We start from the raw sequence: 25,596 nt of genomic DNA, 5'->3' as shown, positions 1-25,596 counted from the left end.
GAAGACCGGCCGCCCCGATTGACACGAACCTAGAACACCATCCGGAACACCCAGTACAAGCCCGCCGCCAGCGCGATCGATACCGGCAGCGTCAGCACCCAAGCGAGGATCAGGCTACGCACGGTGGCCCATTGCAGACCCGAGCCATTGGCCGCCATCGTGCCCGCTACCCCCGAGGACAGCACGTGCGTCGTCGACACCGGCAAGCCGTACATGTCGGCGGCGCCGATCGTCACCATCGCGACCAGTTCGGCCGATGCGCCCTGTCCATACGTCAGATGCTGCTTGCCGATCTTCTCGCCGACCGTCACGACAATGCGCTTCCACCCGACCATTGTGCCCAGACCCAGCGCAATCGCCACCGCCACCTTGACCCACGTCGGGATGAACTTGGTGGCGTGATCGGTTTGCGCCTTGAAGTTGCTGATGATCTTCGCGTGCTCCGGCGCGAAGGCGGGCTGTTGCGCCTTCAGCATCAGGCGGATCGCTTCGGACGCGACGTACATGTTGTTGCGCACGTTATCGACATTGCTCTGCGGCACCGCCGCCATCGAGCCCGATTCGCCGACCTGGTCGCCGATCTGCGTGGTCAATTGCTGCAACGCCGGCACCGTGGCGGGCGTCAACTGGCGGGTGCGCACGAATGCTTCGACGTCGGCACGTGGATTCGCGGACGGCGCGGCGCCTTGTGTATAGTGCGCGAGCGTCGCAGCCGTTTGCTGCGCGACCGCGATGAAGGTCTGCGTTTCCGCCGGCGTGACCGCCTTGTTCAGCGCGTAGGCGGTCGGCACTGTGCCGATCAGGATCAGCATGATGAGGCCCATGCCCTTCTGGCCGTCGTTCGAGCCGTGCGCGAACGACACGCCCGTGCAGGTCAGAATCAGCAGGCAGCGAATCCAGAACGGCGGCGGTTCCTTGCCTTTCGGCTCCGCGTACAACGCGGGCACGCGCACCACGGCTTTCAGGATCAGCAGCAGCAAGCCGGCCGCGAGAAAGCCCACCAGTGGCGAAAACAGCAGCGACTTGCCGACGCCGAGCGCCTGACTCCAGTCGACACCGCTCGTCCCGTTGGTGCCATGCAACAACTGGTTCATCAGGCCCACGCCGATGATCGAGCCGATCAGCGTGTGCGAGCTCGACGACGGCAGGCCGAAATACCAGGTGCCGAGATTCCAGATGATCGCGGCAATCAGGAGCGCGAAGACCATCGCGAAGCCGGCGCTGCTGCCGACCTGCAGAATCAGCTCGACGGGCAGCAATTGCAGAATGCCGAAGGCGACCGCGCCGCTCGACGTCAGCACGCCAAGGAAATTCCACGCGCCGGACCATACGACCGCGAGGTTCGGCGTCAGCGAGTGCGTGTAGATCACCGTGGCGACCGCGTTGGCGGTGTCATGGAAGCCATTGACGAATTCGAAACCGAGCGCGATCAACAGCGCGATGCCGAGCAGCAGATAGGGCAGAGCCGAGCTTTCGCGGACCGGCTGCAAATCGTCCAGCAAGTGCATTGCGCAGTAGACCGCGCCGACCGCGATTACCGCGAGGAAAATGAAGAGGCTGATATTGCGCCCTTTACCGTTTGCAGCGGCTGGCTGCGGATACGAAATTTCCGGCATGACGTAAGCCCTGAGTTTGTCGCGGAGCTTTCGATGCTGCGACGGCTGTGTGTCGCAATGATGACAGCAACGTGACGGCGCGCCGGGAAGCGGCGGCACAAGGCACGGCGCGGGCGACGGCCGCGCGCGCTGCTGGGTGAGCGTCCGTTGCTATGCAGGATCGCAATGGCGCGATAGCCGAAAAGAACTACATGAACCCTTTTCAAGAACCTTGACGAAGCCCGGGCGGCGTTCTCATGAAGCGCTTCCGCTGCGCAACTAGGAAGCCCCGACGACCTCCCCACTCGCACTGCCCCCGAGCGTGCGTTTATAGGCTTGCGCGACCATCGCGGCCGGCACGCCTTGCGACGGATCGCGGCCCATCGACTCCAGCGTCTCGGCGACCCAGCCGGGACTCACCGCATTGACGCGCGCCTTGCCGCGCAGTTCGAGCGCCGCCGCGCGCACGAACGCTTCCACGCCAGCATTCACGACGCTCACCGCCGCGCTGCCTTCCATCGGCTGTTGCGCGAGCACGTCGCTCGTTAGCGCGAAGCAGCCGCCTTGCGATACGTGAGGCGCGCCGCAACGCACCAGATTGATCTGCCCCATCAATTTGTTGGCAAGACTAAACGAGAAGTCGTCGTCGGAAAGCGATGCGAACGGCGCGAATTTCGCCGAGCCGGCCGCGCAGATCACGGCGTCGAGCGTGCCCGCTTGCCGGTACATCGACTCGATGCTCGCCTTGTCCGACAGATCCACGTGCAAGTCCGAACCCTTGCGGCTGGCGGTCACGAGTTCGTGTTCTGCCGACAGCAGCTTCACGACTTCGCCGCCGAGCAGCCCCGTGGCGCCGACGATAAGTATCCGCATACATCCCTCCTGGCGGTTGGCGGTGAAGCGCGTCCGCTCGCAGGTCGAGCGCGACAGCGGACCGCTATGTTCAAGATAGACGTTCGCGCTTCGACACGCCATCGCTCGCGACAAACGAAACGCCAGCCATGCGCCGTCCGCTTGCGTACCGCGCGCAGAAATACGCCATGCAAACACCCGCAAGGAACTATTTTTGCTACGCTGCCTGTAAAGCCATCAGGGAGCATCGATGAAGCGAGACAGCGGGAAGAAGGACAATCGTTCCACCGCCGGCGAGCCAGATGCCGCTCAGGCCAGCCCAGCGCCGTCGGCGCAGGCGGCCTTCGCGTCGTATGCGGCGCCGCTCGTCGCCGATGCAATCGAATTCGCCGAGGCGGTGCGCGAGGACACGTCGCCTGAAGCATTGCACAAACTACGCGTTTCGCTGCGGCGCTTGCGCTCATTGTGGTGGGCCTTCGAGCCGCTGCTGAAGAAAGAGGAAAATACCCGCCAACGCGCGCTCTTCAAGTTTCTCGCGACGGCGGCCGGCAAGACGCGCGACTGGGACATCCTGATCGAATTGTTGGCGCACGAGGACAGCGGCGCACACGAGATCGCGCCCACATTCCAGGAAGCGCGAGGCGACGCGTTGGCAGTCAGCCGTGAAACGCTGGCGAACGCCGACGTCAAACATCTGCTGCGCGAGGCGTTGAGCGGCGCCTCCAAAGAACTGAACACCGCGCATGAGCGAGTGGCGCTGCGCAAGTTCGCCACCCGCCGTGTGGACTCGGCGAAGCGTTCGTTGAAAAAGCGCACGAAACGCGCGAGCCGCGCGAAGCGCTCCGATTACACGGCCTTTCACGATGTCAGGAAAGCGGGCAAGAAGCTGCGTTATCTGCTCGACTTTTTCGCGCCGGTTCTGAAGGGCAATTGCAAGCGCACGGTGAAGCGTTTGAAGCAGATTCAGAAACGCTTCGGTGCCCTGAACGATGTAGTCGCGAGCGAGGGGCTGCTGCGCGAGCATGCCGCGTCGCTCGCCGGCTCGGGCGATACCGGCGCGGTGCTGGCGTGGTTCAGGCAGGAGCGCAAACGGCGCCTGCGCACGGCGGCGCAACTACTGCGCAAACGGTGAAGAACTGACGAGCCGGGCGTCGGCGACACGCGCCAGGCGGCATGTATAACGACATCCGCAGTGTGTCCTCACCCGGCAGGCGGTGCGGATCATTTGCGAAGGAGGCGCTGCGCACGTGGCACGTCAAACGCTTTCGCTGCGCCGGAGGCTGCGCAAAAGGTTGCGCGCGGCCGGAGCCGGCGTGACGCGATATGTGGGCAACCATCCGCTGGTCGCCGGGGTGGCCGGTACGCTGATCGCCGTGGCGATGGCGGGCTTGACGCTGCTCACACTCGGCACCGGCCGCGCCGACGCGCTCGACCATGCGCGCCAGACGTCGCAGAATCTTGTCGCGATCATTTCCGGCGATCTCGCGCGCAACGTCGAAATTTACGACCTGTCCTTGCAGGCGATGGTCGACGGTGCGCGTGACAACGTCGCCGCGACGCTGCCCGCCGACGTGCGCCGTGCGGTGCTATTCGACCGCGCGACCACGGCGGCCTATCTGGGCGGCGCGTATCTGATCGGGCCCAAGGGCGAGGTGATCGCTTCGCAGAACGACGATGTCAACGATGCCGTTCGCCTTGCCGACCGCGACTATTTTCTGGTGCATCAGCGCAGCCCGACAGTCGGCCTGTATTTCTCGCATCCGTTCCGTTCGCGGCTGCGCGACGGCAAGCTCTCGGTCGGCCTCACGCGACGCATCGACGACGCCAGCGGCGCGTTCGCCGGCGTCGCGTTGCTGGCGATCCGCATCGAGTACTTCCAGCATCTGCTGGACCGGATCGACACCGGCCAGCTGGGTTCGGTTTTCATCGTGATGGACGACGGCACCTTGCTCGCGCGCAAGCCTTTCGTGCCGCGTGATATCGGCTCGAGCATGGCGAAGTCGCCGACCTTCGAGCGGATGTCCGCGCACACCGCCGGCACCTACGTGGCGCGGTCGTCGATGGACGGCGTGCGCCGCATGTACACCTACGCGCGCGTGCCGGGCACGCCGCTGATCGCGGCAGTGGCGCCCTCGGTCGATGAAGTGCTCGCGCCGTGGTGGCATCGCAGCCGCATCGCGGGCGCGATGACGCTCGCGTTCGGCGCGGTCTTCGTGACGGTGTCGTGGCTGCTGGCGTTCGCGTTGCGCGACAAGCTGCGCGCGCAGGCCGCGCTGCTGCGCCTCGCCGCCACCGACCCGCTGACCGGCCTGGGCAACCGGCGCGTGCTCGATAACCGGCTCGACGAAGAGTGGCGGCGCGCGCAGCGCAGCGGGCAGCCGCTGTCGGTGCTGTTCATTGACGTCGATCACTTCAAGCACTTCAACGACGCGTACGGTCACGCGAGCGGCGACGAGGCGTTGATCACGGTGGCCGAATGCATCTCGGCGGCGGTGCGGCGCTCGGTCGACGTGGTCGCGCGTTATGGCGGCGAGGAGTTCGCGGTGGTGTTGCCGGACACCGCGGCCGAGGGCGCGCTGAGTGTCGCGGAGAAAATCCGTCGCAAGGTGCAGGGTCGGGATGTCGTGCAGAGCGACGGCGCGCCGGTCACGGTGACGGTGAGCGTTGGCTGCGCGACCTGCGTGCCGGCGATGGGCGAGAGCGCGCACGATCTGCTCGCCGCCGCCGACCGCCAGCTCTATGCGGCGAAGGCGGGCGGGCGCAACCGGACCTGCTCGGCGCAGTGGGCGGCGGCTTCGGTGGCGCAGGATTCGTCGGCGTGAAGGAGGGGGGGCGGTTCCGGCGGTGCGTTGCCGGAAGGCGTGCGTCCATGCAGCGACAGCGCTCTGCTTCTCCAGACAGCGCAGTGGTGCCCGCTGCGCGAACTACCTCGAAAGGTCAGCGTCCCGCGCGATGCGCGTCCCGCAGCGCGAACACATGGCTTCTCCTTAACGGCGGTCGATACCCGCCGCTTCGCCAAGCTTCACCGCTTCCTGCCGCCGCCCCTTGCAGCCCTTCGTGAATCCGGGCGCCTTGTCTCTGCCTCGCGCGCGTCGGCAAGCGTCGCCGGACGCCTCACGTCGCCTGACTGCTCCGCGGTGCAAACCCGCGCAGCGTGATTGCGCCGAGCGCCGCGTCGCGCGACTGCTGGGTGCGTGCGCCGATGCCGAGCTCATCGGCGGGTGCGAGCGGCTCGACGGGAAAGCCGCGCCGCTGCCACGCGTCGAGGCCGCCGCGCAGCGCGCGAATTCGTGTGTAGCCGTTGCTGCGCATGCGTTGCGTGACTTCGACGGCGGTCGCGCTGTCCGGGCAGATGCAGTAAATCACCATGTCGTGCGCGCGCAGTGCGCCGTCGATCTGTTCGGGCGAGGAGGGGTCTAACGCGAGCGCACCGGGAATGCGGCGCGCCGCGTCGAACGCGCGTGTTTCGGGGCGCGCATCGAGTACGAGCGACGGCGCACTGCGGCGCCATCTTCCGGCGGCTCGGCGTGCGGCCTGCGCGTACGCGAACTTGCGCCGCGCGCGGCGTCGCTGATACAGCCGATAGAGCAGAAAAAGCAGCGCCGCGCCAAGCAGGATATCGACGATCGTGCCGCCGCGCGATTCGACGAAATCGTGCAGCATGTGCAGCTCGCGCTGTGCGGCGGCGCCGCCGAGCAGCCAGAAGGTCGCCCAGGCGAACGCGCTGGCCAGATCCCATAGCGCGTAAATGCGGATATCGACGGCGGTCGTGCCCATCAGCGGCGGCGTGATGAGGCCGAGTCCGGGGACGAACTTCGAGATCGACACGAGCGGCACGCCGAAGCGCTCGAACAGCGAGCGCGCGTTCTCGACTCGGGTATCGACGGCGGGCGACAGGCGGCCAAGCATCGCCAGCAGCTTGCGGCCATACAGACGGCCAGCCGTGAACCACGCGCCGTCGCCGAGCACCGCGCCCAACACGGCGGCGCCGAGAATCGGCCAGAACGACAGGGTGCCGGCGGCTATCGCCGAGCCCGCGAACAGCAGCACGGGCACCGCGGGAATCGGCACACCGAGGCGCGTCAGCAGGACGTTGACGAATACCACTGCGCCGCCCCAGGTCGACACTGCCGAAGACGGAAATGCTACCAATTGAGGCGCTCCTGTGAGTGCGGTTGACGTGCGCCTGTGTGCGCTTGAAGTGGGCCGGGCCGCCATGCTGCGAGGGCCGCCTCGCGGACATGCAAAGTACGTTCCCGATACCGCGTTCGATCAGCATACCCCGATGGCGGCGGCCACGTCCCCGGCTCGGAGACTCGTCGATCCATTGGTTTGCCGGAGCGGCCATGCGCTGCAATTTCGTTCAAGACTGTCGGCGGCGCTCCACCTACTCTGCGTGTTCGTCCCCCTCCCCAACCGACAGGTCAGCATGAATTCGCGCTACACCGGATACCTGTTTTGCGCGCTGGCGATGCTCGGAGTCGGCAGCACGGTGGTGGTCAGCAAGGCGATTGCCGCCGGACTGCCACCGTTCAGCGCGACCGCGCTGCGCTTCGCCATTGCGTTTCCGTTGTTCGTGCTGGCGATGCGCTGGCGCCGTGTGCGCTGGCCGCGTCTGGATCGGCGCGATGCGTTGCTGGTGATCGCGCAGGCCGGAGCGGGCAGCGTCGGCTATACGGTGTTGCTGATCAGCGGGATGAGACTCGCGTCGGCCGCCGATGCCGGCGTGATCGCCGGCACCTTGCCGGCCGTGTCGGCGGGCGTCGCGATGCTCGCGCTCGGCGAGCGCCCCGCGCCCGCGTTGCTCGGTGCAATCGTGCTCGCGACGGCGGGCGTGCTGGTGTGCACCGTACGCATCGACTCTTTCGACGCCTCCGACGCTTTCGCCGCGCCGCATGCGGGCGGCTCGCCGCTCGGCAACGCGCTGGTGTTCGCGGCGGTGGTCTGCGAGGCGCTTTTCATCCTGCTCAACCGCAAGCTGCGTACGCCGGTCGCGCCGCTGCCGCTGTCGGCGCTGATGTGCGGAATCGGCTTCGCGGTGGCGCTGGTGCCGGCCTGCTTCGAAAAGCCGTGGAATTTGCCGCTCGACGCGAGCGCGCTGCGCGGCGTGTTGTACTACGCGCTGGTGCCGACCGTGCTGGGTTTCGTGCTCTGGTATGCGGGCGCCGCGCGCATCAGCGGCGCGGAGGCCGGACTGACGACCGCGCTCGTGCCGGTGAGCGCGGTCGCGTTTGCCGCGCTGGTACTGCGCGAGCCGGTGGGGGCGGCGCAACTGGCGGGCGTCGCGTGCGTGCTGGGCGCGGTGCTGCTGGCTACCTTCGGACGCCGGCGCGTGCCGCGCGGCGCGGGGTGAGAGGTCGGGTGAGAGGTTGCATCAGAGGTCACGTGAGAGGACGGGCCGCCTGCCTGGCAGCATGAGAGAACGCAGGTTTCAGCGCGCTTTTGCTCACTTCGCCGCCTCACGTATTAGCGATCGCCACCGCCCCCGGATTGCCGACGATCGACAAAAACTCGCGGCGCGTCGACGGGTCCGAGCGGAACGTGCCGAGCATGCGCGACGTGACCATCGTGACGCCGGCCTTGTGCACGCCGCGAGTCGACATGCACTGATGCGCGGCTTCGAGGATCACGCCGACGCCTGCCGGTTGCAATACTTCGTTCAACGTATCGGCGATCTGCACCGTCATTTTTTCCTGGATCTGCAGCCGCTTGGCGAACGCATCGACCAGCCGCGCCAGCTTCGAGATGCCGACCACCCGATGCTGAGGCAGATACGCGACGTGCGCGCGCCCGATGATCGGCACCATGTGGTGTTCGCAATAGCTTTCGAAGCGGATGTCTTTCAGCACGATCATCTCGTCGTAGCCATCCACTTCGGAGAAGGTGCGGGCAAGGATCTCGCGCGGGTCGACCTGGTAGCCCGCGTAGAACTCCTCATACGAGCGCACCACGCGCGCCGGCGTGTCGAGCAGGCCTTCGCGTTCGGGATCGTCGCCGGCCCAGCGCAGCAGCACGCGCACCGCGGCTTCAGCTTCATCGCGGCTCGGACGCTCCGCTGCGGGTTGGGTCTTGTTTGCCTTGCTGCTGGTCATGCGGGGTTCCTCCGGGATCGCGCGCCGGCGCTGCGCGGGGCGCGCGGGGTCAATGAGTGCGGCCATTGTTCCATGTTTTGTGTCCGCTCGTGCCGATGCCCCCTTTGACTGTCGGGGCGCGCCGGGCGGGACTGTTGCAGGTGCGCCGCACGCCGCTTTACTTCGGCCACTCGTCCATCGCGTCGTTGAAGAGTTCGGCGACCACGCCGCGCAGCCAGGTCAGGCGCGGATCGTTATGGAATTTGCGATGCCAGTGCTGGCGCAGATCGAAGCGCGGCAACGGCAGCGGCGGCTCGACCAGCATGATCGACGCATGCTCCGACACGTACGCGAAGCCGATCGCGTGAGGCACGGTCGCGATGAGATCGCTGCGCGCGAGAATGAACGGCAGGCTCATGAAGTGCGGCGTTTCGAGCACCGCGCGGCGCTTGATGCGCTTCTTCTCCAGATACTGTTCGAGGACCTCCTGGCTGCGGCCTTCGGCGCGCACGACCGCATGGCCCGACGCCACGTATTGCGCGAGCGTGAGCGGCGCCTTCGACAGCGGATGACCCGAGCGCATCAGGCAGATGAAGCGGTGCGTGAAGAGCCGTTGCTGGAAGAAGTTATTGCCCGACAGATCGGGGAAATAGCCGACCGCGAGATCGACGTCGCCCGATTCGAGCCCGCGCTCCACCTGCGAAGGCGACACCGTCACCGAGCGCAGATTCGCGGACGGCGCGCGTTCGGCGAAGAGTTGCAGCAGGCGCGGCAGGAACACGATTTCGCCGACGTCGGACAGCGCGATCGAAAAGGTATGCGTGCTGGTGGCCGGGTCGAACTCCTGCACGTCGAGCATCCCTTTCTCGATGCGCAGCAGCGCGTCGCGCGCGGCGGGCAGGATCGCGAGCGCGCGCGGCGTCGGCTCCATGCCTTTGGAAGTGCGCACGAATAGCGGGTCGTTGAAGTATTCGCGCAGGCGGCCCAGCGCGGCGCTCACGCGCGGCTGGTTCACGCCGAGCTGCTCGGCGGCGCGGCTGACGTTGCGGGCGTCTCCCATCGCGACCAGATAGGGGATCAGGTTCAGATCCAGTTGTGTCTCGGACATGCTCTTGTTGGCTGTGTGCTGAAAGTGGGGCGATACGCAGCTATCGGCCGGTGACATAAAGGGTAGTTGAAAAATCGCCCTCGTGGATAGTGCGATCTGCTTTGCCGCGCATGGGCGCGCGCGCCGCGCGGGGCAACGAACCCGTCATTATCCCCGCCGAGAACCTATGATTAAGGGGATTTCCCTGCCTTGACAACCCGCCCGAAGGACAACCATAATCGCCTGAGCGTTCGCTAAACGAATCCATGTTCATATAACGAACAAATCGCCAGCGAACCAACCGAGGCGCCAGCCCGCATCCCTATCGGCGAGCCGCCGCCAGCATTGGCCCGGAGACCGTCCCGCGAGCCCCGCCATTCCAGCGCGGCCAGCTCGGCGGCACGCAGCGCCCCAAAAGGAAATTCGACATGATCAACAAGATTTTCGAGTCACTTCAATCGGCGGTTGCCGATGTCCACGACGGCGCGACCGTTATGATCGGCGGCTTCGGCACGGCCGGCATGCCGTCGGAGCTGATCGACGCGCTCATCGAGCAGGGCGCGCGCGAACTCACCATCGTCAACAACAATGCGGGCAACGGCGACATCGGCCTCGCGGCGCTGCTCAAAGCGAAGCGCGTGCGCAAGATCATCTGCTCGTTCCCGCGTCAGACCGACTCGTATGTGTTCGACGCGCTGTATCGTGCGGGAGAGATCGAACTCGAACTGGTGCCGCAGGGCAATCTCGCGGAACGCATTCGCGCGGCGGGCGCGGGCATCGGCGGTTTCTTCACGCCCACCGCGTACGGCACCAAACTCGCCGAAGGCAAGGAAACCCGTTTGATCGACGGCCGGCACTACGTGCTGGAGGCGCCGCTGCATGCGGACTTCGCGCTGATCAAGGCATATAAGGGCGACCGCTGGGGCAACCTCGTGTATCGCAAGACGGCCCGCAACTTCGGCCCGATCATGGCGAGCGCGGCGAAGACCGCGATCGTGCAGGTGTCGCAAGTGGTGCAACTCGGCGAACTCGATCCGGAAAACATCGTGACGCCCGGCATTTTCGTGCAGCGCGTGATCGAAGTGCCGCAAGCGGCCCACGCCCCGACGCCCAATCCCCACGACGCTGCCGCCTGAACCGGAGACCCGACATGAAAAAACTGACTCGCGATGAAATGGCCAAGCGCGTTGCGCTGGACATCCCCGAAGGCGCTTACGTGAACCTCGGCATCGGTGTGCCGACGCTGGTGGCCAATCACCTCGGCGCCGACAAGGAAATTTTCCTGCACAGCGAAAACGGCCTGCTCGGCATGGGCCCCGCGCCCGCGAAGGGCGAAGAGGACGATGAGCTGATCAACGCCGGCAAGCAGCACGTGACGCTGCTCACGGGCGGTGCGTACTTCCATCACGCGGACTCGTTCGCGATGATGCGCGGCGGCCATCTCGACTTCTGCGTGCTCGGCGCGTTCCAGGTGTCGGCCAAGGGCGATCTGGCGAACTGGCACACCGGCGCGCCCGACGCGATTCCGGCGGTCGGCGGCGCGATGGATCTGGCGATCGGCGCGAAGCAGGTCTACGTGATGATGGAGCACCTGACCAAGCAGGGCGAAAGCAAAATCGCCGCCGAGTGTTCGTATCCGGTGACGGGCGTGGGCTGTGTCGACCGCATCTATACGGACCTCGCGATGATCGACGTGACCGAGCAGGGCCTCGTGGTGCGTGAGATTTTCTCGGACATCGATTTCGACGCGCTGCACAAGCTGACGGGTGTGCCGCTGATCGACGGCACGCAAGGGGCTCGCGCGGCCTGACGCGAAACGCCGGCGAGTGGCGAGCTGTTCGCTCGCCGGCACGGTGCGTGATAGCACACAGGTTCGACGCGGCGCGCGAGATTTCAGGAATGCGGCGGCGGGTGTGGAGCAGAGCTCCGTGCCCGCCCCCATGCCAACCTGAACGACATGCGGGCCGCGTTTGGCGCACAATACGCCGCAATGCTGTGTGCGCTGCGCCGGCTACGGTTCATGCGGCACGAAGCGGCGCCGAGCGGCGCCAGGCAACACGAGCCGCGCCGAACCGCGCTTCACCGCCTGCATTCAACGCATTGCGGCGCGGCGCGCCGCGCCGGCAAACCGCGCCAACCTTCATTCCCGATTCTCTCGATTCTCGACGTCATCATGCTCGACTCCAGCGCCCGTCTGACCGGCCTTCTTTGCGGCACACAGCCAATGAACGACATCTGGGCGCCGCGTGCGACGCTGCAACGGATGCTCGACGTGGAAGCGGCGCTCGCGCGTGCGTCGGCCGCACATCAGGTGATTCCGCAGTCCGCCGTGCCCGCGATCGAAGCGGCCTGCCAGGCCGATCAGCTCGACGCCGACGCGCTCGCGCGCGACGCCGCGCTCGGCGGCAACCTCGCGATTCCGCTCGTCAAGCAACTCACCGCGCGCGTCAAGGCGGCCGATGCCGAAGCCGCGAAGTACGTGCATTGGGGCGCAACGAGCCAGGACATCATCGACACGGCGACGGTGCTGCAATTGCGCGACACCTTCGATCTGCTCGACACGAGCCTGCGATCCACTTGCGACGCCATTGCGAAACTCGCGGCCACCCATCGCGCGACGCCGATGATCGGCCGCACATGGTTGCAGCAGGCGTTGCCCATCACGCTCGGTCTGAAATTCGCGCAATGGCTCGACGCGCTGCTGCGTCATCGCGATCGGCTCGATGCGCTGCGCGCGCGTGTGCTCGTGCTGCAATTCGGTGGCGCGGCGGGCACGCTCGCGAGTCTGCGCGATGCCGCACCGCAAGTCACGCAGTCGCTCGCAAAAGAACTCGGCCTCGCGGTGCCCACGTTGCCGTGGCACACGCAGCGCGACCGCATCGCTGAAACGGCGGCGCTGTTCGGCATGCTGATCGGCACGCTCGGCAAACTCGCACGCGACATCTCGTTGCAGATGCAAACCGAAATCGACGAACTCGCCGAGCCCGCTGCGGCAGGCAAGGGCGGGTCGTCGACGATGCCGCACAAGCGCAACCCGGTCGGCTGCGCGGCGGTGCTGACCGCCGCAACGCGCGCGCCGGGGCTGGTCGCCACGGTGTTCGCCGGCATGGTGCAGGAGCACGAGCGCGCGCTCGGCGGCTGGCAGGCCGAGTGGGATGCGCTGCCCGACCTCGCGCGCCTCGCGGGCGGCGCGCTCGCCAACATCGAGACGATTGCTGCCGGGCTGAACGTCAACGTGCCGCGCCTCGCCGCGAATCTCGATGTCACGCACGGCCTGATTCTCGGCGAAGCGGTGATGCTCGCGCTCGGCGACAGCATCGGCCGGCTCGACGCGCATCATCTGGTCGAACGCGCGTCGAAGGCCGCGATCCGCGACGGGCAGACGCTCTTCGACGTGCTCGCCGCCGACGCAGCCGTCACCGAACATCTTCCGCTCGAGCGCCTGAAGCAACTGCTCGACCCCGCTCACTACGTCGGCCAGGCACACGCTTATGTGGACGCCGCGCTGGCACTTCACACCTCGCGCGCTGAGCGCGCCCATTCCAAGGAGTAACCGGCATGCCCTACGCCGCAGTCAACGGCACCGAGCTTCACTATCGAATCGATGGCGACCGTCACGGCAACGCGCCGTGGATCGTGTTGTCGAATTCGCTCGGCAGCGATATGTCCATGTGGACGCCGCAAGTCGCGGCGCTGTCCAAACATTTCCGCGTGCTGCGCTACGACACGCGCGGTCACGGTCACTCGGAAGCGCCGAAGGGTCCGTACACGATCGAACAGCTGACCGGCGACGTGCTCGGCCTGATGGATACGCTGAAGATTGCCCGCGCGAATTTCTGCGGGCTGTCGATGGGCGGCCTGACCGGCGTCGCGTTGGCCGCGCGTCATGGCGAGCGCTTCGAGCGTGTCGTGCTGTGCAACACGGCGGCGCGCATCGGGTCGCCGGAAGTGTGGGTGCCGCGTGCCGCGAAGGCGCGCAGCGAAGGCATGCTCGCGCTGGCCGACGCGGTATTGCCGCGCTGGTTCACGGCCGACTACTTCGAACGCGAGCCGGTGGTGCTGGCGATGATCCGCGACGTGTTCGTGCATACCGACAAGGAAGGCTACGCATCGAATTGCGACGCGATCGACGCGGCCGATCTGCGCCCTGAAACGGCCGGCATCAAGGTGCCGACGCTGGTGATCAGCGGCACGCACGATCTCGCCGCAACGCCCGCGCAAGGCCGCGACCTCGCGCAGTCGATTCCCGGCGCGCGTTACGTCGAGCTGGACGCCTCGCATATTTCCAACATCGAGCAGGTCGACGCTTTCACGAAGACCGTGCTCGACTTCCTGACGGAGACGAAATGAACGACGAAGACCGCTACGAAGCCGGACTCGGCGTACGCCGCGCGGTGCTGGGCAGCGCGCACGTCGACCGCTCGCTCGCGAATCGCACCGAACTGACGGACGAGTTCCAGAACCTGATCACGCGCTATGCGTGGGGCGAAATCTGGACGCGCGATGGCTTGCCGCGGCATACGCGCAGCCTGCTGACCATCGCGATGATGGTCGCGCTCAATCGCAGCGAGGAACTCGCGCTACATTTGCGCGCCGCGAAGAACAACGGCGTGACGCGCGAGCAGATCAAGGAAGTGCTGCTGCAAACCGCAATTTATTGCGGTGTGCCGGCGGCTAATTCCGCGTTTCATCTGGCGGATAAGCTGTTTCGTGAGGATGATGCGGCGGCGGCAGCGAACCCGTAACACTGTTGGTTCATCGTCTTGCGATGAGAAAAGCGCGCCGTCGATCGGCGCGTTTTTTTATGCCGCGCCGCGCGCGGGCTCGTTTCCACCCCTCTCGGTGGAGGCGATGCCTGCGGTCGAAATCGCCGACGCATTCATCGGCAACTCCACCCGCACCGCCCGCAACACCGTATCCCTGATAACCTCGCGCCAATGTTCGAGCGCTGCCTTTTCCATCAGCGGCTCCCCGAGAAACGCACCCAGCGTGTACTGATTGGCATTATAAAAATACCCAAGCGATACGATGATCAGATACACGTCACGCGCTTCGATGTCGGCGCGAAAAACGTTTTGCTCACGGCCCGCATCCAGCAACTGCTGCACGACCGAAATCGCATGGCCCGAAATCTCTTTCAGCTTCAGCGATTTTTTCGCGTGCTTGCCCCGATGCAGATTCTCGCTCGACAGCAGCGTGACGAACTCGGGGTGATCGAGGTAGTACTGCCAGACGAATTCGACCATCTGTTCGAGGCCATGCACCGGATCGTCCAGATCGAGATCGAGTTTGCTTTCCGCTTCGGTGAACTGCGTGTAGATCGTTTCCAGTACTTCGACGAACAACTGCTCCTTGCTGCCGAAGTAGTAATAGATCATGCGATCGTGCGAATGCGCGGCCTTCGAAATGCTTTCGACGCGGCCGCTCGCATATCCCTGTTTTGCGAACACCTTGATGGCCGCTTTCAGCAGCTTGGCGCGCGTGTCCTGTGCCTGTTTCGCACGGATGCCGGGGGCGCCCGGCTTGCGGGCGGCTGTGGGACTCATGGCGGTCTCGAAGCTGGATGTTCGCATCGGTTCGACAGCATGCGCCGCAGCCGGTCACGCGTGGCGACTTTTGCACGGGCGCGCCTTCATGATACAGCCCGCTTGGGCGGCAGAGGCATGCGCTGCGCGATGCCCCGCTTCGGCGTAGATTGAGGCGTGATGGACGGCGGCAGCAGCGCACTCGATCCGGCCGACGGGCAACGGCACCGCGTGGGTGGGTTCGCCGGTCTCGCCGGCTCTCAGTGAAACTTGACGTACCATCTCGCCGTTGACGCGGGCGCGCATGGTGCCGCACGCGCTGCAACGACCTGCCGAACGTGCCGTGTGCGCCCGCCGCGCGCGCCGTCCGGCAAGCTGCCGAGGGGCGCGATGTTTTCGAATTTGCTGGTACAACTGGTCAACGGACTCGCCGATGCGTCGACGCTGTTTCTCGTCGCCGCCGGTTTGTCGCTGATCTTCGGTGTGACGCGCATCGTCAACTTTGCGCACGGCTCGTTCTATATGTTCGGCATCTACGTCGCGTATAGCATCGCGAGCCGTTTCGGGCAGACGACCGGCGGCTTCTGGCTGTCGATGCTGGCCGCCGCGCTGGTGGTCGCGGTGCTCGGCGCGCTGGTCGAGATAGTCGTGTTGCGGCGCATCTATCAGGCGCCCGAGTTGTTCCACCTGCTCGCCACGTTCGCGCTGGTGTTGATCTTTCGCGATGCCGCGCTATGGCTGTGGGGCCCGGAAGATCTGTTCGGACCACGCGCGCCGCATCTGGCGGGCGCGGTCGATTTTCTCGGCCATCCGCTGCCGACTTACGACATCGCGTTGATCGTGATCGGGCCGGCCGTGCTGCTGCTGCTCTGGTATGCGTTGACGCGCACGCGCTGGGGCACGCTGGTGCGCGCGGCGACCCAGGATCGCGAGATGCTCGGCGCGCTCGGCATCAATCAGGCGTGGCTGTTTACCGGCGTGTTCTTTGTCGGCGCGTTTCTCGCGGGACTTGGCGGCGCGCTGCAAGGGCCGCGCATGTCGGCGAATCTGTCGCTGGACCTGGAGACGATCGGCAATGCGTTCGTCGTGGTGGTGGTCGGCGGCATGGGCTCGATTCCGGGCGCGTTCATCGCCGCGTTGATCATCGCGGAGATCAAGGCGCTGTGCATCGGCATCGGTCACGTGACGATCCTCGGCGTCGGGCTTTCGTTGAGCCGTTTCACGCTGGTCGCCGAATTCGTCGTGATGGCGGTCGTGCTGGTAGTGCGGCCGTGGGGACTGCTCGGCCGCGCGAGCGCCGCCGTGCGTGGGATGGCGGCGCCGGAAACGCCGTTGCGTCCGGCAGGCAAGCGGCTCAAGTGGCTAGCCGCACTCGTGTTGCTGGTCCTCGCACTCGCACCGCTCGCGGCGAACGCGTTTCCGTATTTGCCGGTGCTGCTGGTCGAAATACTGATTGCGGTACTGTTCGCGACGAGCCTGCATTTCATCATGGGACCGGGCGGTATGCATTCGTTCGGTCACGCCGCTTACTTCGGCCTCGGTGCATACGGCGCGGCGCTGTTCCTCAAAGTGCTGAATTTGCCGATGGAAGCCGCGCTGCTGCTCGGACCGTTGCTGGCGATCGGTGGCGCGCTGGTGTTCGGCTGGTTCTGCGTGCGCCTCTCCGGCGTCTATCTGGCGATGCTGACGCTCGCGTTCGCGCAGATCGTCTGGTCGGTCGTGTTCCAGTGGGACGACGTGACCGGCGGCAGCAATGGCGTGCTTGGCTTATGGCCGTCGAACTGGCTGTCGTCGCCGGTGGCGTTCTATTACCTGACGCTCGTGTGCGCGGTGCTCGGCGTGTGGCTGTTGCGCAAGATGCTGTTCTCACCGCTCGGTTACGCGATGCGCGCGTCGCGCGATTCGGCCTTGCGCGCCGAGGCAATCGGCATCGACGTGAAGCGCGTGCAGTGGGCCGCGTTCGTGATCGCGTCGCTGTTCTGCGGGCTGGCCGGCTCGCTGTACGCGTTCTCGAAGGGGACGATCTCGCCGGAAGTGATCAGCGTGAGCCGTTCGGTGGACGGGCTCGTGATGGTGCTGCTCGGCGGCTTGCAGACCCTGAGCGGACCGATCGTCGGGGCGGCCGTGTTCACGTGGCTGCAGGACACGGTCGCGCGGCAGACCGATTACTGGCAGGCGCTGCTGGGCCTCGTGATCCTGCTGCTGGTAATCGCGTTTCCGCAAGGGGTCGTCGGCTTCGTCCGCGAGCGTTTCGGCGATGACGGCGATGGCGGTGCGGACCTGCAGGGCAGCAGCGCAGCACAGCCTGCGCAGCGCGGCGCCGCGATCGAGGAGGGGCTATGAGCTTGCTGCGCGTCTCCGGCCTTTCCAAATCGTTCGGCGGCCTGAAGGCGGTCGACAACGTATCGTTCGATCTCGAAGCCGGTCAACTGCTCGCGCTGCTCGGCCCAAACGGCGCGGGCAAATCGACCTGCTTCAACATGGTCAATGGGCAGTTGCCGCCGTCGTCCGGGTCGATTTGCCTGAACGGTCATGAGCTGGTCGGCATGCGTCCGCGTGACATCTGGCGGCTCGGCGTCGGCCGCACGTTCCAGATCGCCGCGACCTTCAATTCGATGACCGTGCTCGAAAACGTGCAGATGGCGCTGGTGTCGCGCGAGCGCAAAACCTTTGGCCTATGGAGAGCCACGGGCGCGCGCTACGCGGACGAAGCCTTCGCTTTGCTCGAACAGGTCGGCATGGGTGCGGACGCGAAGCGCGCGTGCGGCGTGCTCGCGTATGGCGACGTGAAGCGCGTCGAGCTGGCCATCGCGCTGGCCAACCGGCCGAAGCTGCTGTTAATGGATGAACCCACCGCCGGCATGGCGCCGAAGGAGCGCAACGAATTGATGGCCCTGACCCAACGCCTCGTCACCGAACATAAGATCGGCGTGCTGTTTACCGAGCACAGCATGGACGTTGTATTCGCGTACGCCGATCGCCTCATCGTTCTTGCGCGCGGCAAGCTGATCGCCGAGGGCGACGCCGACAAGATCCGCAACGACCCGCGCGTGCAGGAAGTGTATTTCGGCACCGGCAAGACGTTCCGCCCGCATGTGCCGCTACGCGGCGCGGCGGGCGGTGCGGATGGCGCGGTGGAACGGGGCACGACGCCATGAACGAGCCGATGCTGAAAGTTTCCGGTCTCAACGCGTTCTATGGCCGCGCGCATATTCTGTTCGACGTCAGCCTGGAAGTGGGGCGCGGGGAAGTCGTCGCGCTGATGGGCCGCAACGGTGCGGGCAAGTCGACCACGATGAAAGCAGTGATGGGTCTGCTGCCGCGCCGTCACGGGGAGGTCACGTTCCGTGGCCGGAACATCGCCGCGTTGCCGCCGTACAAGATCGCGCGAATGGGCATGGGCTTCGTGCCGGAAGACCGTCGCGTGTTCGCCGATCTGACGGTGATGGAAAACCTCGACGCCGGCCGTCAGCCGCCGCGCGAAGATGCGCCGCAATGGACGCCCGAAAAATTGTTCCGGCTCTTTCCGAATCTCGGCGAAATGCCTCGGCGTCCGGGCGGCCAGATGAGCGGCGGCGAGCAGCAGATGCTGACCGTCTCGCGCACGCTGATGGGCAATCCGTATCTGGTGCTGCTCGACGAACCGTCGGAAGGCGTCGCGCCGTTGATCGTCGAACAGATGGCGAACATGATCCTGGAACTGAAGCGCGAAGGGCTGTCGATACTGTTGTCAGAACAGAATCTGCATTTCGCCGAGCTGGTCAGCGACCGTGCGTATGTGCTCGAAAAAGGGCAGATCCGTTTTAGCGGCACGATCGGCGAACTCGCACGGAACGAAACGGTGAGGCGCGCCTATCTGAGTGTGTGATTCCCGCCGGCTTCGGCTCGCCTGCGCGGCCCGAACTCGGTACGATGCCGGCTTACCGCGCCGGTTTCAACGACGCCCAGCTGGCCGAATCCGTGTCGCACCTGCGTCGACGGTTCGGCGGCTCGAACGCCTGATAAAAATCACCAGCATTCACGCAATCCCATTGATAACGGAGAAACGCATGACCACGCGCGCAGGATGGATGTCTCGCCTGATGGTGTCGACGGTGTGCTCGCTTGCCGCGTTCAGCGCGAGCGCCCAGCAGACCATCAAGATCGGCGAGATCAACAGCTACAAGGCGCAGCCCGCCTTTCTCGGGCCTTACAGGAACGGCTGGAATCTCGCGCTCGAACAGGTGAACGCGGCGGGCGGCGTGCTCGGCAAGCAGCTTGAAGTCGTCTCGCGCGACGACAACGCCAACCCCGGCGACACGATTCGCGTCGCGCAGGAATTGATCGCGCGCGAGCAGGTGCAGTTGCTGTTCGGCGGGTACCTGTCGAACACCGGGCTCGCGCTGAGCGACTTCGCGAAGCAGAAGAAGATGTTCTTCCTCGCCGCCGAACCGCTGACCGACAAGATCGTCTGGGCCGACGGCAACAAATACACATACCGTCTGCGTCCTTCCACGTACATGCAGGTCGCGATGCTGGTGCCGGAAGCGGCGAAGCTGAAGAAGAAACGCTGGGCGCTGGTGTACCCGAATTACGAGTACGGGCAATCGGCGGTGGCGACGTTCAGGAAGCTGCTGACGGCCGCGCAGCCGGACGTGCAGTTCGTCGTCGAACAGGCGACGCCGCTCGGCAACGTCGACGCGGGCGCCGTGACCCAGGCGATCGCCGACGCGAAGCCCGACGCGATCTTCAACGTGCTGTTCGGCGCGGACCTCGGCAAGTTCGTGCGTGAAGGCAATACGCGCGGGCTCTTCAAGGACCGCAGCGTGGTGTCGCTCCTGACCGGCGAGCCGGACTATCTCGACCCGCTGGGCGCGGAAGCGCCGACCGGCTGGATCGTGACCGGCTACCCGTGGTATTCGATCGATACGGCGGCGAACAAAAAATTCGTCGATGCGTATAAGGCCAGATATCACGACTATCCGCGGCTCGGCTCGGTGGTGGGTTACTCCGCGCTGATGTCGATTGCCGAGGGTATCAGGAAGGCCGGCACGGTGGACTCCGACAAGCTCGCCGCCGCATTCAAGGGCCTCAATGTGCAGACGCCCTTCGGGCCGATCAGCTATCGCGCGCAGGACAATCAATCGACGATGGGCGCGTATGTCGGCGTGACGGGCTTGAAGGACGGCAAGGGCGTGATGACGTCGTACCGGTATATCGACGGTGCGAGCGTGCAGCCGTCGGATGCCGAGGTGAAGAAGCTGCGGCCTGCTGATTGAGCGGTATATGTGACGGAGTCGCGGGGCGGCGCGTCGGCTTGCATGCCGGGGCCGCCGCGTCGAGTCGTTTTTTTTGCGGCTTGTGTCTCGTGTCTTGCGGTGGGTGCTTCGCCGCGGGCGCTGGCGGCGTTGAATGTTGCCGGCGTCGCCAGACTCCGCTCAGCGCAATCTGCGCGACCCGAGCGGCACACTCCGGTCAGCGCGGCTGGCGGCGCCCGTGCCCAACTGCGGAAAGCAAACCCGGCCGCTTACGTCACGGCCGGCTACTCCTCCGCGTCGTGCTCGATCACAAAGCGCCTCAGATAAGCCAGCACGGCGGCTTCGACCGCGCGATGATCGGCGGTGCTCTTCGAGCCCGCGTTCTCCTCATCGCCGAACAGGGTGGAGGGCGCGTTGTGCACATCCACCTCCTGGCCTTCGCGAAACACGCGAATCTCGTGCACGTCTTCCGCGTATTCGGCGACCCAGTGCACGCCTTCGATATGCGCACCCGCGCGAACGGTAGGTATCTTCATGGCCGTCTCCCGTCGGGCCGGACCACGCCGCCGACCCTTGCCCACACCATACGCCGTCCCGTGAACGGGCGCGAGCCCCGGCCGCTGATTTGCCGGCGCAGCGGTTTGGTCCGGTTCGGGCGCTGGCGCGAGCTTGTCTCGGCCGGTAGCGAGCGCGCTGCCATTCGTGATGATCGGCGAACCGGCGGCACGGTGCCAACGCACCCGGTAGCCGGTGTCTCTCGAAGGATTTCTTCGCACGCCGCCGACACGCGGCACAGCCGTTGCTGCATCACAGAGGCCATAGCCAACTGGAGAACCATCATGCCCGAACAGAAAACCCTCAAGCGTGCCACAGCCGACAAACGTGCTGGCAAGGCAGCGAGTACCCAGGCGGGAGAGTTCGTCAAGGAGCAGGTCGACAAGGTGCGCGCCGGCAAGCACGGCGTCAGGTCGGCGAAGCAGGCGATTGCAATCGGCCTGTCGGAAGCGCGGCGTGCGGGCGTCGCGGTGAAGTCGCCGAAGAAGGGCACCACGAGCGAAGCGACCCGCAAGAAAGCGGACAAGGACAACGCCGCCGGTCAGCACAAGAGCACCGCGCGCAAGAGCGCGAGCACCGAGTCGACGGCGAAGCGCTCACGCGCCGCGACCAATGCGTTGAAGCGTGAGGGCACGGCTGGTGCGTCGCCGACGGCAATGTCGAAGCAGGCGAAATCGGCAGCGGCCAAGCGTCCGGCGGCGAGCCGGTCGGCGGCGGCGAAGAAGGCCGCCGCGACGAAGGGTGCGGCGGGTCGCTCGGCGGCTGCGAAGAAAGCGGCGCAGACGCGGGCTTCGCGGGCGCATCACTGAGGCAGGGGCGCATTCGCGGGTTCGCGGGTGCGCATCGTAGAGCAGGCAGTGCATACACGCGCGTTGCAACTCTGCCGGCCCTCCCAAACGAAAAACGGCGCATGCAATCGCATGCGCCGTTTTCGCTCCAGCGTTGCTGCTACCGCACAGCGTTACTGCTACCGCACAGCGTTACTGCACAGTCGCCAGCACGTCGCGCACAGTCTTGAAGATGTGCGCAATCTGCTCTTCGTTGATGATCAACGGCGGCGAAAACGCGAGGATGTCGCCCGTAAAGCGCACCAGCACGCCCGCTTCAAAGCACTTGACGAACGCTTCGTAGGCCCGCGCGCCCGGCGCGCCGTCGCGTGATTCCAGCTCGATGCCCGCGACCATGCCGAGGTTGCGCACGTCCTTCACGTGCTTCGCGTCGCGCAGCGAGTGAGCGGCAGCTTCGAACGTCGGGGCGAGCGAAGCCGCGCGCTCGAACAGGCCTTCGCGGCGATACAGGTCCAGCGTCGCCACGGCAGCGGCGGCCGCGGCCGGGTGGGCCGAATACGTGTAACCGTGGAACAGCTCGATCGCGCCTTGCGCGCCGCTATTGACGACCGTGTCGTGGATCGTGCGGCTGGCTGCGACCGCGCCCATCGGGATCGACGCGTTGTTGATCGCCTTCGCCATCGTGATCAGGTCGGGCGTGACGCCGAAGTATTCGCTCGCGGTGGCCTTGCCGAGGCGGCCGAAACCGGTAATCACTTCGTCGAAAATCAGCAGGATGCCGTGCTTAGTGCAGATTTCGCGCAGCTTCTGCAAATAGCCTTGCGGCGGAATCAGCACGCCGGTCGAGCCGGCCACCGGTTCGACGATCACCGCGGCGATCGTCGACGCATCGTGCAGCGTGACGATGCGCTCCAGTTCCTCGGCGAGATGTGCGCCCCACGCGGGCTGACCCTTCGAGAACGCATTGTGTTCGAGGCTGTGCGTGTGCGGCAGATGATCGACCGACGGCAGCAGCGCGCCGGAGAAGGTCTTGCGATTCGGCGCGATGCCGCCGACCGAGATGCCGCCGAAGCCCACGCCGTGATAGCCGCGCTCGCGACCGATCAGCCGGGTGCGCTGCGCTTCGCCGCGCGAGCGGTGGTAGGCGAGCGCGATCTTCAGCGCGGTGTCGACCGATTCGGAACCCGAGTTCGTGAAGAAGATGCGATCGAGGCCGGCCGGCATCAGCTCGGCGACCTTGGTGGCCGCTTCGAAGGCGAGCGGGTGGCCCATCTGGAAGGTCGGCGCGAAGTCGAGCGTCGACAGTTGCTGGGTGATCGCGGCGACGATCTCGTCGCGACTGTGACCCGCGTTCACGCACCATAGACCCGCGCAGCCGTCGAGCACTTCGCGCCCGTCCGTACTGCGGTAGTACATGCCCTTAGCCGATTCCAGCAGGCGCGGCGCGGCCTTGAACTGACGGTTGGCGGTGAAGGGCATCCAGAAGGACGACAGGTCGTCGATGACGGGGCGCGAAGTCATGGGTATCTCCTCGAAGGGGTGGCCGAAGGGCGTAGCGAAACTGTAGCGTTCGCGGTCTAATGGCGGCATAAACAGTTGTCGTAGTGTGGTGCTAACTGTGTTGGCGGATTCGCATCAACTGTGTCGTCGAAGGCGCTGCGCCGGACGGCGGCACGGTCAGCGTTTCCTCAGGCGCCGCATTCAGCGCTCCGGCCGCAAGCCGCGTGCGTTTTCTTCGCCCCGTGTCTTTGCCCCGATTCCGTGCTGACCATGATCGAACTAGAACTTGAGCGCGACCGGCGCGCCGCTCCGACGCTCGTCGAGCAGGTGGTGCAAGGCTTCGCGCGCGCCATCGAGGCGCAGTCGCTGCGCGCCGGCGCGTTGCTGCCGTCGGTGCGTCAGCTCGCGCAAAGCCATGAACTGAGTACCTTCACGGTCACCGAGGCGTACAACCGGCTCGTGTCGATGGGCCTCGTGGTCGCGCGGCGCGGCTCCGGCTATCGCGTGGCGGCGCGTGCGCCGGCCCCGCGCGTCGCCGTCACCGACTGGCAGCCGCCGAGCCTCACCGCGACCTGGCTGCTCTCCGACGTGTTCGCCGATCATTCGGTGCCGATCAAGGCGGGCGGCGGCTGGCTGCCGAACGAGTGGATCAACGAGACCGGCTTGCAGCACGCGTTGCGCGCGACCAGCCGGGTCCCGGCCGCGCGCCTGGGCGACTACGGGCATCCGTACGGGTTTGCGCCATTACGCGAACGGATTGCCGAACAGCTCGACCGGCGCGGCCTGCCCGTCGACGTCTCCAATGTACTGCTCACGCAAGGCGCGACCCAGGGGCTGGATCTGATCGTGCGCACGTTGCTGCGCGCGGGCGATGTGGTGATTGTCGAGGATCCCGGCTACTGCAACCTGCTGCAGATTCTGAAGCTCGCCGGTCTGGTCGTGCATGGCGTGCCGCGCACGCCGGCGGGCGTCGATACGGACGTGCTCGAAGCGCTCGTCGCCGAGCACAAGCCGAAGGCGATCTTCGTCAATACGACGCTGCAGAATCCGACCGGCGCGACCTTCGGCATGTCGGCGGCGTTCCGGCTGTTGCAGATCGCCGAGCGCCAGCGCATGTGGGTGATCGAGGACGACGTGAGCCGCGAACTCGCGCCGTCCGGCGCGCCGCTGTTCGCCGCGATGGAAGGCTTGCAGCGCGTGCTGTACGTGGGCGGTTTTTCGAAGACGGTGACGCCGGGGTTGCGCTGCGGTTACGTGGTCGCCGAGCAGGCCGTGCTGCGCGAACTCGCGCGCACGAAGATGGCGGTGGGGCTGACGTCGTCGGAGGCGATCGAGCGGATCGTCGACAAGGTGCTGCTCGAAGGGCGCTACGCGCGTCACGTCGAAGCGGTCAACGAGCGGCTCAAGCTCGCGCACGCGACCGTCGAAGATCGGCTCGATTCGCTCGGTCTGGAGGTGTTTCACCGGCCGCGCGCCGGGCTCTTTCTGTGGGCGCGTCTGCCGATCGAAGCGCAGCGGGCCGGCGAAGTGGCAACGGCCGCGCTCTCGCATGGCATCTGGCTCGCGCCGGGCTCCTACTTCCGTCCCGACGATGCGCCGAGCGCGTGGTTCCGCTTCAACGCGCCGTACTCGACTGACGACGCGTTGTGGCGCTTCATCGAGCGAGTCGGGCAGGGGGCGTTGTAGGCTTGCCGACTCAGTCTGCCCAGTCTGCTCACGCGCTGAGGCCGAGCAAGCGCAATGCGATCGGGTACAGAGAGAACACGAGCAGCAACGCCATCGCCACGTTGAAGATGCGCAAGCGCTTCGGGTCCGCCAGCACATTGCGCATCGCGGTGCCGAAGCCCGCCCATAGACAGATGCACGGAAAGCCGATCACGTAGAAAATCACCGCCATCGCGACGGCGTTCATGCTGTAGCTCTCGCTGAGGTGGATCGTCGTCGCGGCGGTCAGCACCATCATCCATGCCTTCGGATTGACCCACTGGAACGCGACCGCTTCATGAAAGCGCATCGGTCGACGCTCGCCCGATTTCACCTTCAACTCGCCCGACGTGCCGATTTTCCACGCGAGATAGAGCAGATAGGCGACGCTCGCGACTTCGAGCACCGTGTACAGCACCGGGAAATGAACGAAGGCTTCGCCGAGACCGATGCCGACCGACAGCATCAACAGAACGACCCCGAGGCTGATGCCGGACAGATGCGGCAGCGTGCGGCGAAAGCCAAAGTTGACGCCCGACGCGAGCAGCATCGTGTTGTTCGGACCGGGCGTGATGGTAGTGACGAGCGCGAACAGAATGCCGGCGGGCAGCGCGCTGAGCGTGAGGTAAGACATGATGACTCCGGTGTCGGGGAAGACGGTGGAGTACATTCTAGCGAGGCG

General features: G+C 65.8%; 23 protein-coding genes. 14 read left to right on the top strand and 9 right to left on the bottom strand.

Going from position 1 to position 25,596, the window contains the following annotated elements; all coding sequences use genetic code 11:
- Nucleotides 1–29: 29 nt before the first annotated feature.
- A complete protein-coding gene (locus BGI01S_RS13420) occupies nucleotides 30–1,616 on the bottom strand; it encodes an inorganic phosphate transporter (RefSeq protein ID WP_042326218.1) in 1,587 nt (528 codons plus the stop codon).
- A 258-nt stretch (nucleotides 1,617–1,874) separates the two neighbouring features.
- A complete protein-coding gene (locus BGI01S_RS13415) occupies nucleotides 1,875–2,468 on the bottom strand; it encodes a short chain dehydrogenase (RefSeq protein WP_042326216.1) in 594 nt (197 codons plus the stop codon).
- A 229-nt stretch (nucleotides 2,469–2,697) separates the two neighbouring features.
- Between BGI01S_RS13415 and BGI01S_RS13410 the strand changes: the two genes are divergently transcribed.
- Both BGI01S_RS13410 and BGI01S_RS13405 read left to right on the top strand, forming a co-directional pair.
- Nucleotides 2,698–3,579 carry a CHAD domain-containing protein gene (locus tag BGI01S_RS13410; RefSeq protein ID WP_042326214.1) on the top strand — a complete coding sequence of 294 codons (882 nt, stop codon included), beginning with the start codon at nucleotides 2,698–2,700 and terminating at the stop codon, nucleotides 3,577–3,579.
- A 115-nt stretch (nucleotides 3,580–3,694) separates the two neighbouring features.
- A complete protein-coding gene (locus BGI01S_RS13405; protein WP_042326211.1) occupies nucleotides 3,695–5,269 on the top strand; it encodes a GGDEF domain-containing protein in 1,575 nt (524 codons plus the stop codon).
- 292 nt (nucleotides 5,270–5,561) lie between these two features.
- Here BGI01S_RS13405 and BGI01S_RS13400 read toward each other — a convergent pair whose 3' ends face one another.
- Complete coding sequence (locus tag BGI01S_RS13400; protein ID WP_042326209.1) at nucleotides 5,562–6,599, bottom strand: VTT domain-containing protein; 1,038 nt, start codon at nucleotides 6,597–6,599, stop codon at nucleotides 5,562–5,564.
- A 277-nt stretch (nucleotides 6,600–6,876) separates the two neighbouring features.
- On the opposite strand from BGI01S_RS13400, the gene BGI01S_RS13395 reads away from it, so the two are divergent.
- Nucleotides 6,877–7,800, top strand: coding sequence for a DMT family transporter (locus BGI01S_RS13395; RefSeq protein ID WP_042326206.1), 924 nt, complete (start codon nucleotides 6,877–6,879; stop codon nucleotides 7,798–7,800).
- Nucleotides 7,801–7,906: 106 nt separating this feature from the next.
- Here BGI01S_RS13395 and folE read toward each other — a convergent pair whose 3' ends face one another.
- Together folE and BGI01S_RS13385 are read right to left on the bottom strand one after the other, a co-directional pair.
- Nucleotides 7,907–8,539 carry a GTP cyclohydrolase I FolE gene (folE, locus tag BGI01S_RS13390; protein ID WP_042326780.1) on the bottom strand — a complete coding sequence of 211 codons (633 nt, stop codon included), beginning with the start codon at nucleotides 8,537–8,539 and terminating at the stop codon, nucleotides 7,907–7,909.
- Between the two features lie 157 nt (nucleotides 8,540–8,696).
- On the bottom strand, nucleotides 8,697–9,626 hold the full coding sequence (locus BGI01S_RS13385) for a LysR family transcriptional regulator (RefSeq protein WP_042326204.1): 930 nt from the start codon (nucleotides 9,624–9,626) through the stop codon (nucleotides 8,697–8,699).
- A gap of 407 nt (nucleotides 9,627–10,033) precedes the next feature.
- Here BGI01S_RS13385 and BGI01S_RS13380 point away from each other — a divergent pair, with 407 nt between their 5' ends.
- From BGI01S_RS13380 to pcaC, 5 genes are all read left to right on the top strand, one after another.
- Nucleotides 10,034–10,741 (top strand): 3-oxoacid CoA-transferase subunit A, encoded by a 708-nt coding sequence (locus BGI01S_RS13380; protein WP_042326201.1) that lies wholly within the window; start codon nucleotides 10,034–10,036, stop codon nucleotides 10,739–10,741.
- Nucleotides 10,742–10,755: 14 nt separating this feature from the next.
- Entirely contained in the window at nucleotides 10,756–11,415 is a 660-nt protein-coding gene (locus BGI01S_RS13375) for a 3-oxoacid CoA-transferase subunit B (protein WP_042326198.1), read from the top strand.
- A 363-nt stretch (nucleotides 11,416–11,778) separates the two neighbouring features.
- The gene (locus BGI01S_RS13370; RefSeq protein WP_042326779.1) at nucleotides 11,779–13,158 is read left to right on the top strand and encodes a 3-carboxy-cis,cis-muconate cycloisomerase; all 1,380 of its coding nucleotides are present in this window, start codon (nucleotides 11,779–11,781) and stop codon (nucleotides 13,156–13,158) included.
- A 5-nt stretch (nucleotides 13,159–13,163) separates the two neighbouring features.
- The gene (pcaD, locus tag BGI01S_RS13365; protein ID WP_042326197.1) at nucleotides 13,164–13,955 is read left to right on the top strand and encodes a 3-oxoadipate enol-lactonase; all 792 of its coding nucleotides are present in this window, start codon (nucleotides 13,164–13,166) and stop codon (nucleotides 13,953–13,955) included.
- Complete coding sequence (pcaC, locus tag BGI01S_RS13360) at nucleotides 13,952–14,350, top strand: 4-carboxymuconolactone decarboxylase (RefSeq protein ID WP_042326195.1); 399 nt, start codon at nucleotides 13,952–13,954, stop codon at nucleotides 14,348–14,350. The genes pcaD and pcaC overlap by 4 nt, the downstream gene beginning before the upstream one ends.
- A gap of 57 nt (nucleotides 14,351–14,407) precedes the next feature.
- Here pcaC and BGI01S_RS13355 read toward each other — a convergent pair whose 3' ends face one another.
- Complete coding sequence (locus tag BGI01S_RS13355; protein WP_042326193.1) at nucleotides 14,408–15,151, bottom strand: TetR family transcriptional regulator; 744 nt, start codon at nucleotides 15,149–15,151, stop codon at nucleotides 14,408–14,410.
- Between the two features lie 369 nt (nucleotides 15,152–15,520).
- On the opposite strand from BGI01S_RS13355, the gene BGI01S_RS13350 reads away from it, so the two are divergent.
- The 4 genes from BGI01S_RS13350 (at nucleotide 15,521) to BGI01S_RS13335 (ending at nucleotide 20,388) form a co-directional block, all read left to right on the top strand.
- Nucleotides 15,521–17,473 carry an ABC transporter permease gene (locus BGI01S_RS13350; RefSeq protein ID WP_042326775.1) on the top strand — a complete coding sequence of 651 codons (1,953 nt, stop codon included), beginning with the start codon at nucleotides 15,521–15,523 and terminating at the stop codon, nucleotides 17,471–17,473.
- Nucleotides 17,470–18,288, top strand: a complete 819-nt coding sequence (locus tag BGI01S_RS13345) for an ABC transporter ATP-binding protein (protein WP_042326192.1) — start codon at nucleotides 17,470–17,472, stop codon at nucleotides 18,286–18,288. Before BGI01S_RS13350 ends, BGI01S_RS13345 begins: the two co-directional genes overlap by 4 nt.
- Nucleotides 18,285–18,998 carry an ABC transporter ATP-binding protein gene (locus tag BGI01S_RS13340; protein ID WP_042326190.1) on the top strand — a complete coding sequence of 238 codons (714 nt, stop codon included), beginning with the start codon at nucleotides 18,285–18,287 and terminating at the stop codon, nucleotides 18,996–18,998. Before BGI01S_RS13345 ends, BGI01S_RS13340 begins: the two co-directional genes overlap by 4 nt.
- Nucleotides 18,999–19,179: 181 nt before the next feature.
- Entirely contained in the window at nucleotides 19,180–20,388 is a 1,209-nt protein-coding gene (locus tag BGI01S_RS13335) for an ABC transporter substrate-binding protein (protein ID WP_042326188.1), read from the top strand.
- Nucleotides 20,389–20,651: 263 nt separating this feature from the next.
- On the opposite strand, the gene BGI01S_RS13330 is transcribed toward BGI01S_RS13335, so the two are convergent.
- Nucleotides 20,652–20,903 (bottom strand): hypothetical protein, encoded by a 252-nt coding sequence (locus BGI01S_RS13330; RefSeq protein WP_042326185.1) that lies wholly within the window; start codon nucleotides 20,901–20,903, stop codon nucleotides 20,652–20,654.
- Nucleotides 20,904–21,206: 303 nt separating this feature from the next.
- On the opposite strand from BGI01S_RS13330, the gene BGI01S_RS13325 reads away from it, so the two are divergent.
- Entirely contained in the window at nucleotides 21,207–21,731 is a 525-nt protein-coding gene (locus BGI01S_RS13325) for a DUF6496 domain-containing protein (protein WP_042326184.1), read from the top strand.
- Nucleotides 21,732–21,902: 171 nt separating this feature from the next.
- Here BGI01S_RS13325 and BGI01S_RS13320 read toward each other — a convergent pair whose 3' ends face one another.
- Entirely contained in the window at nucleotides 21,903–23,231 is a 1,329-nt protein-coding gene (locus tag BGI01S_RS13320) for an omega-aminotransferase AptA (RefSeq protein ID WP_042326181.1), read from the bottom strand.
- Between the two features lie 249 nt (nucleotides 23,232–23,480).
- Here BGI01S_RS13320 and BGI01S_RS13315 point away from each other — a divergent pair, with 249 nt between their 5' ends.
- Nucleotides 23,481–24,896 carry an aminotransferase-like domain-containing protein gene (locus tag BGI01S_RS13315; protein ID WP_042326179.1) on the top strand — a complete coding sequence of 472 codons (1,416 nt, stop codon included), beginning with the start codon at nucleotides 23,481–23,483 and terminating at the stop codon, nucleotides 24,894–24,896.
- A 28-nt stretch (nucleotides 24,897–24,924) separates the two neighbouring features.
- Here the strand turns inward: BGI01S_RS13315 and BGI01S_RS13310 are convergent, their stop codons facing one another.
- Complete coding sequence (locus BGI01S_RS13310) at nucleotides 24,925–25,548, bottom strand: LysE family translocator (protein ID WP_042326176.1); 624 nt, start codon at nucleotides 25,546–25,548, stop codon at nucleotides 24,925–24,927.
- Between the last annotated feature and the right edge of the window lie 48 nt (nucleotides 25,549–25,596).

Origin of the sequence: Paraburkholderia ginsengisoli NBRC 100965 (genome assembly GCF_000739735.1) — a bacterium.
GTDB lineage: Bacteria > Pseudomonadota > Gammaproteobacteria > Burkholderiales > Burkholderiaceae > Paraburkholderia > Paraburkholderia ginsengisoli.
The sequence above is the reverse complement of the archived record's forward strand: the minus strand, read 5'-3'. Positions and strand labels throughout refer to the sequence as shown.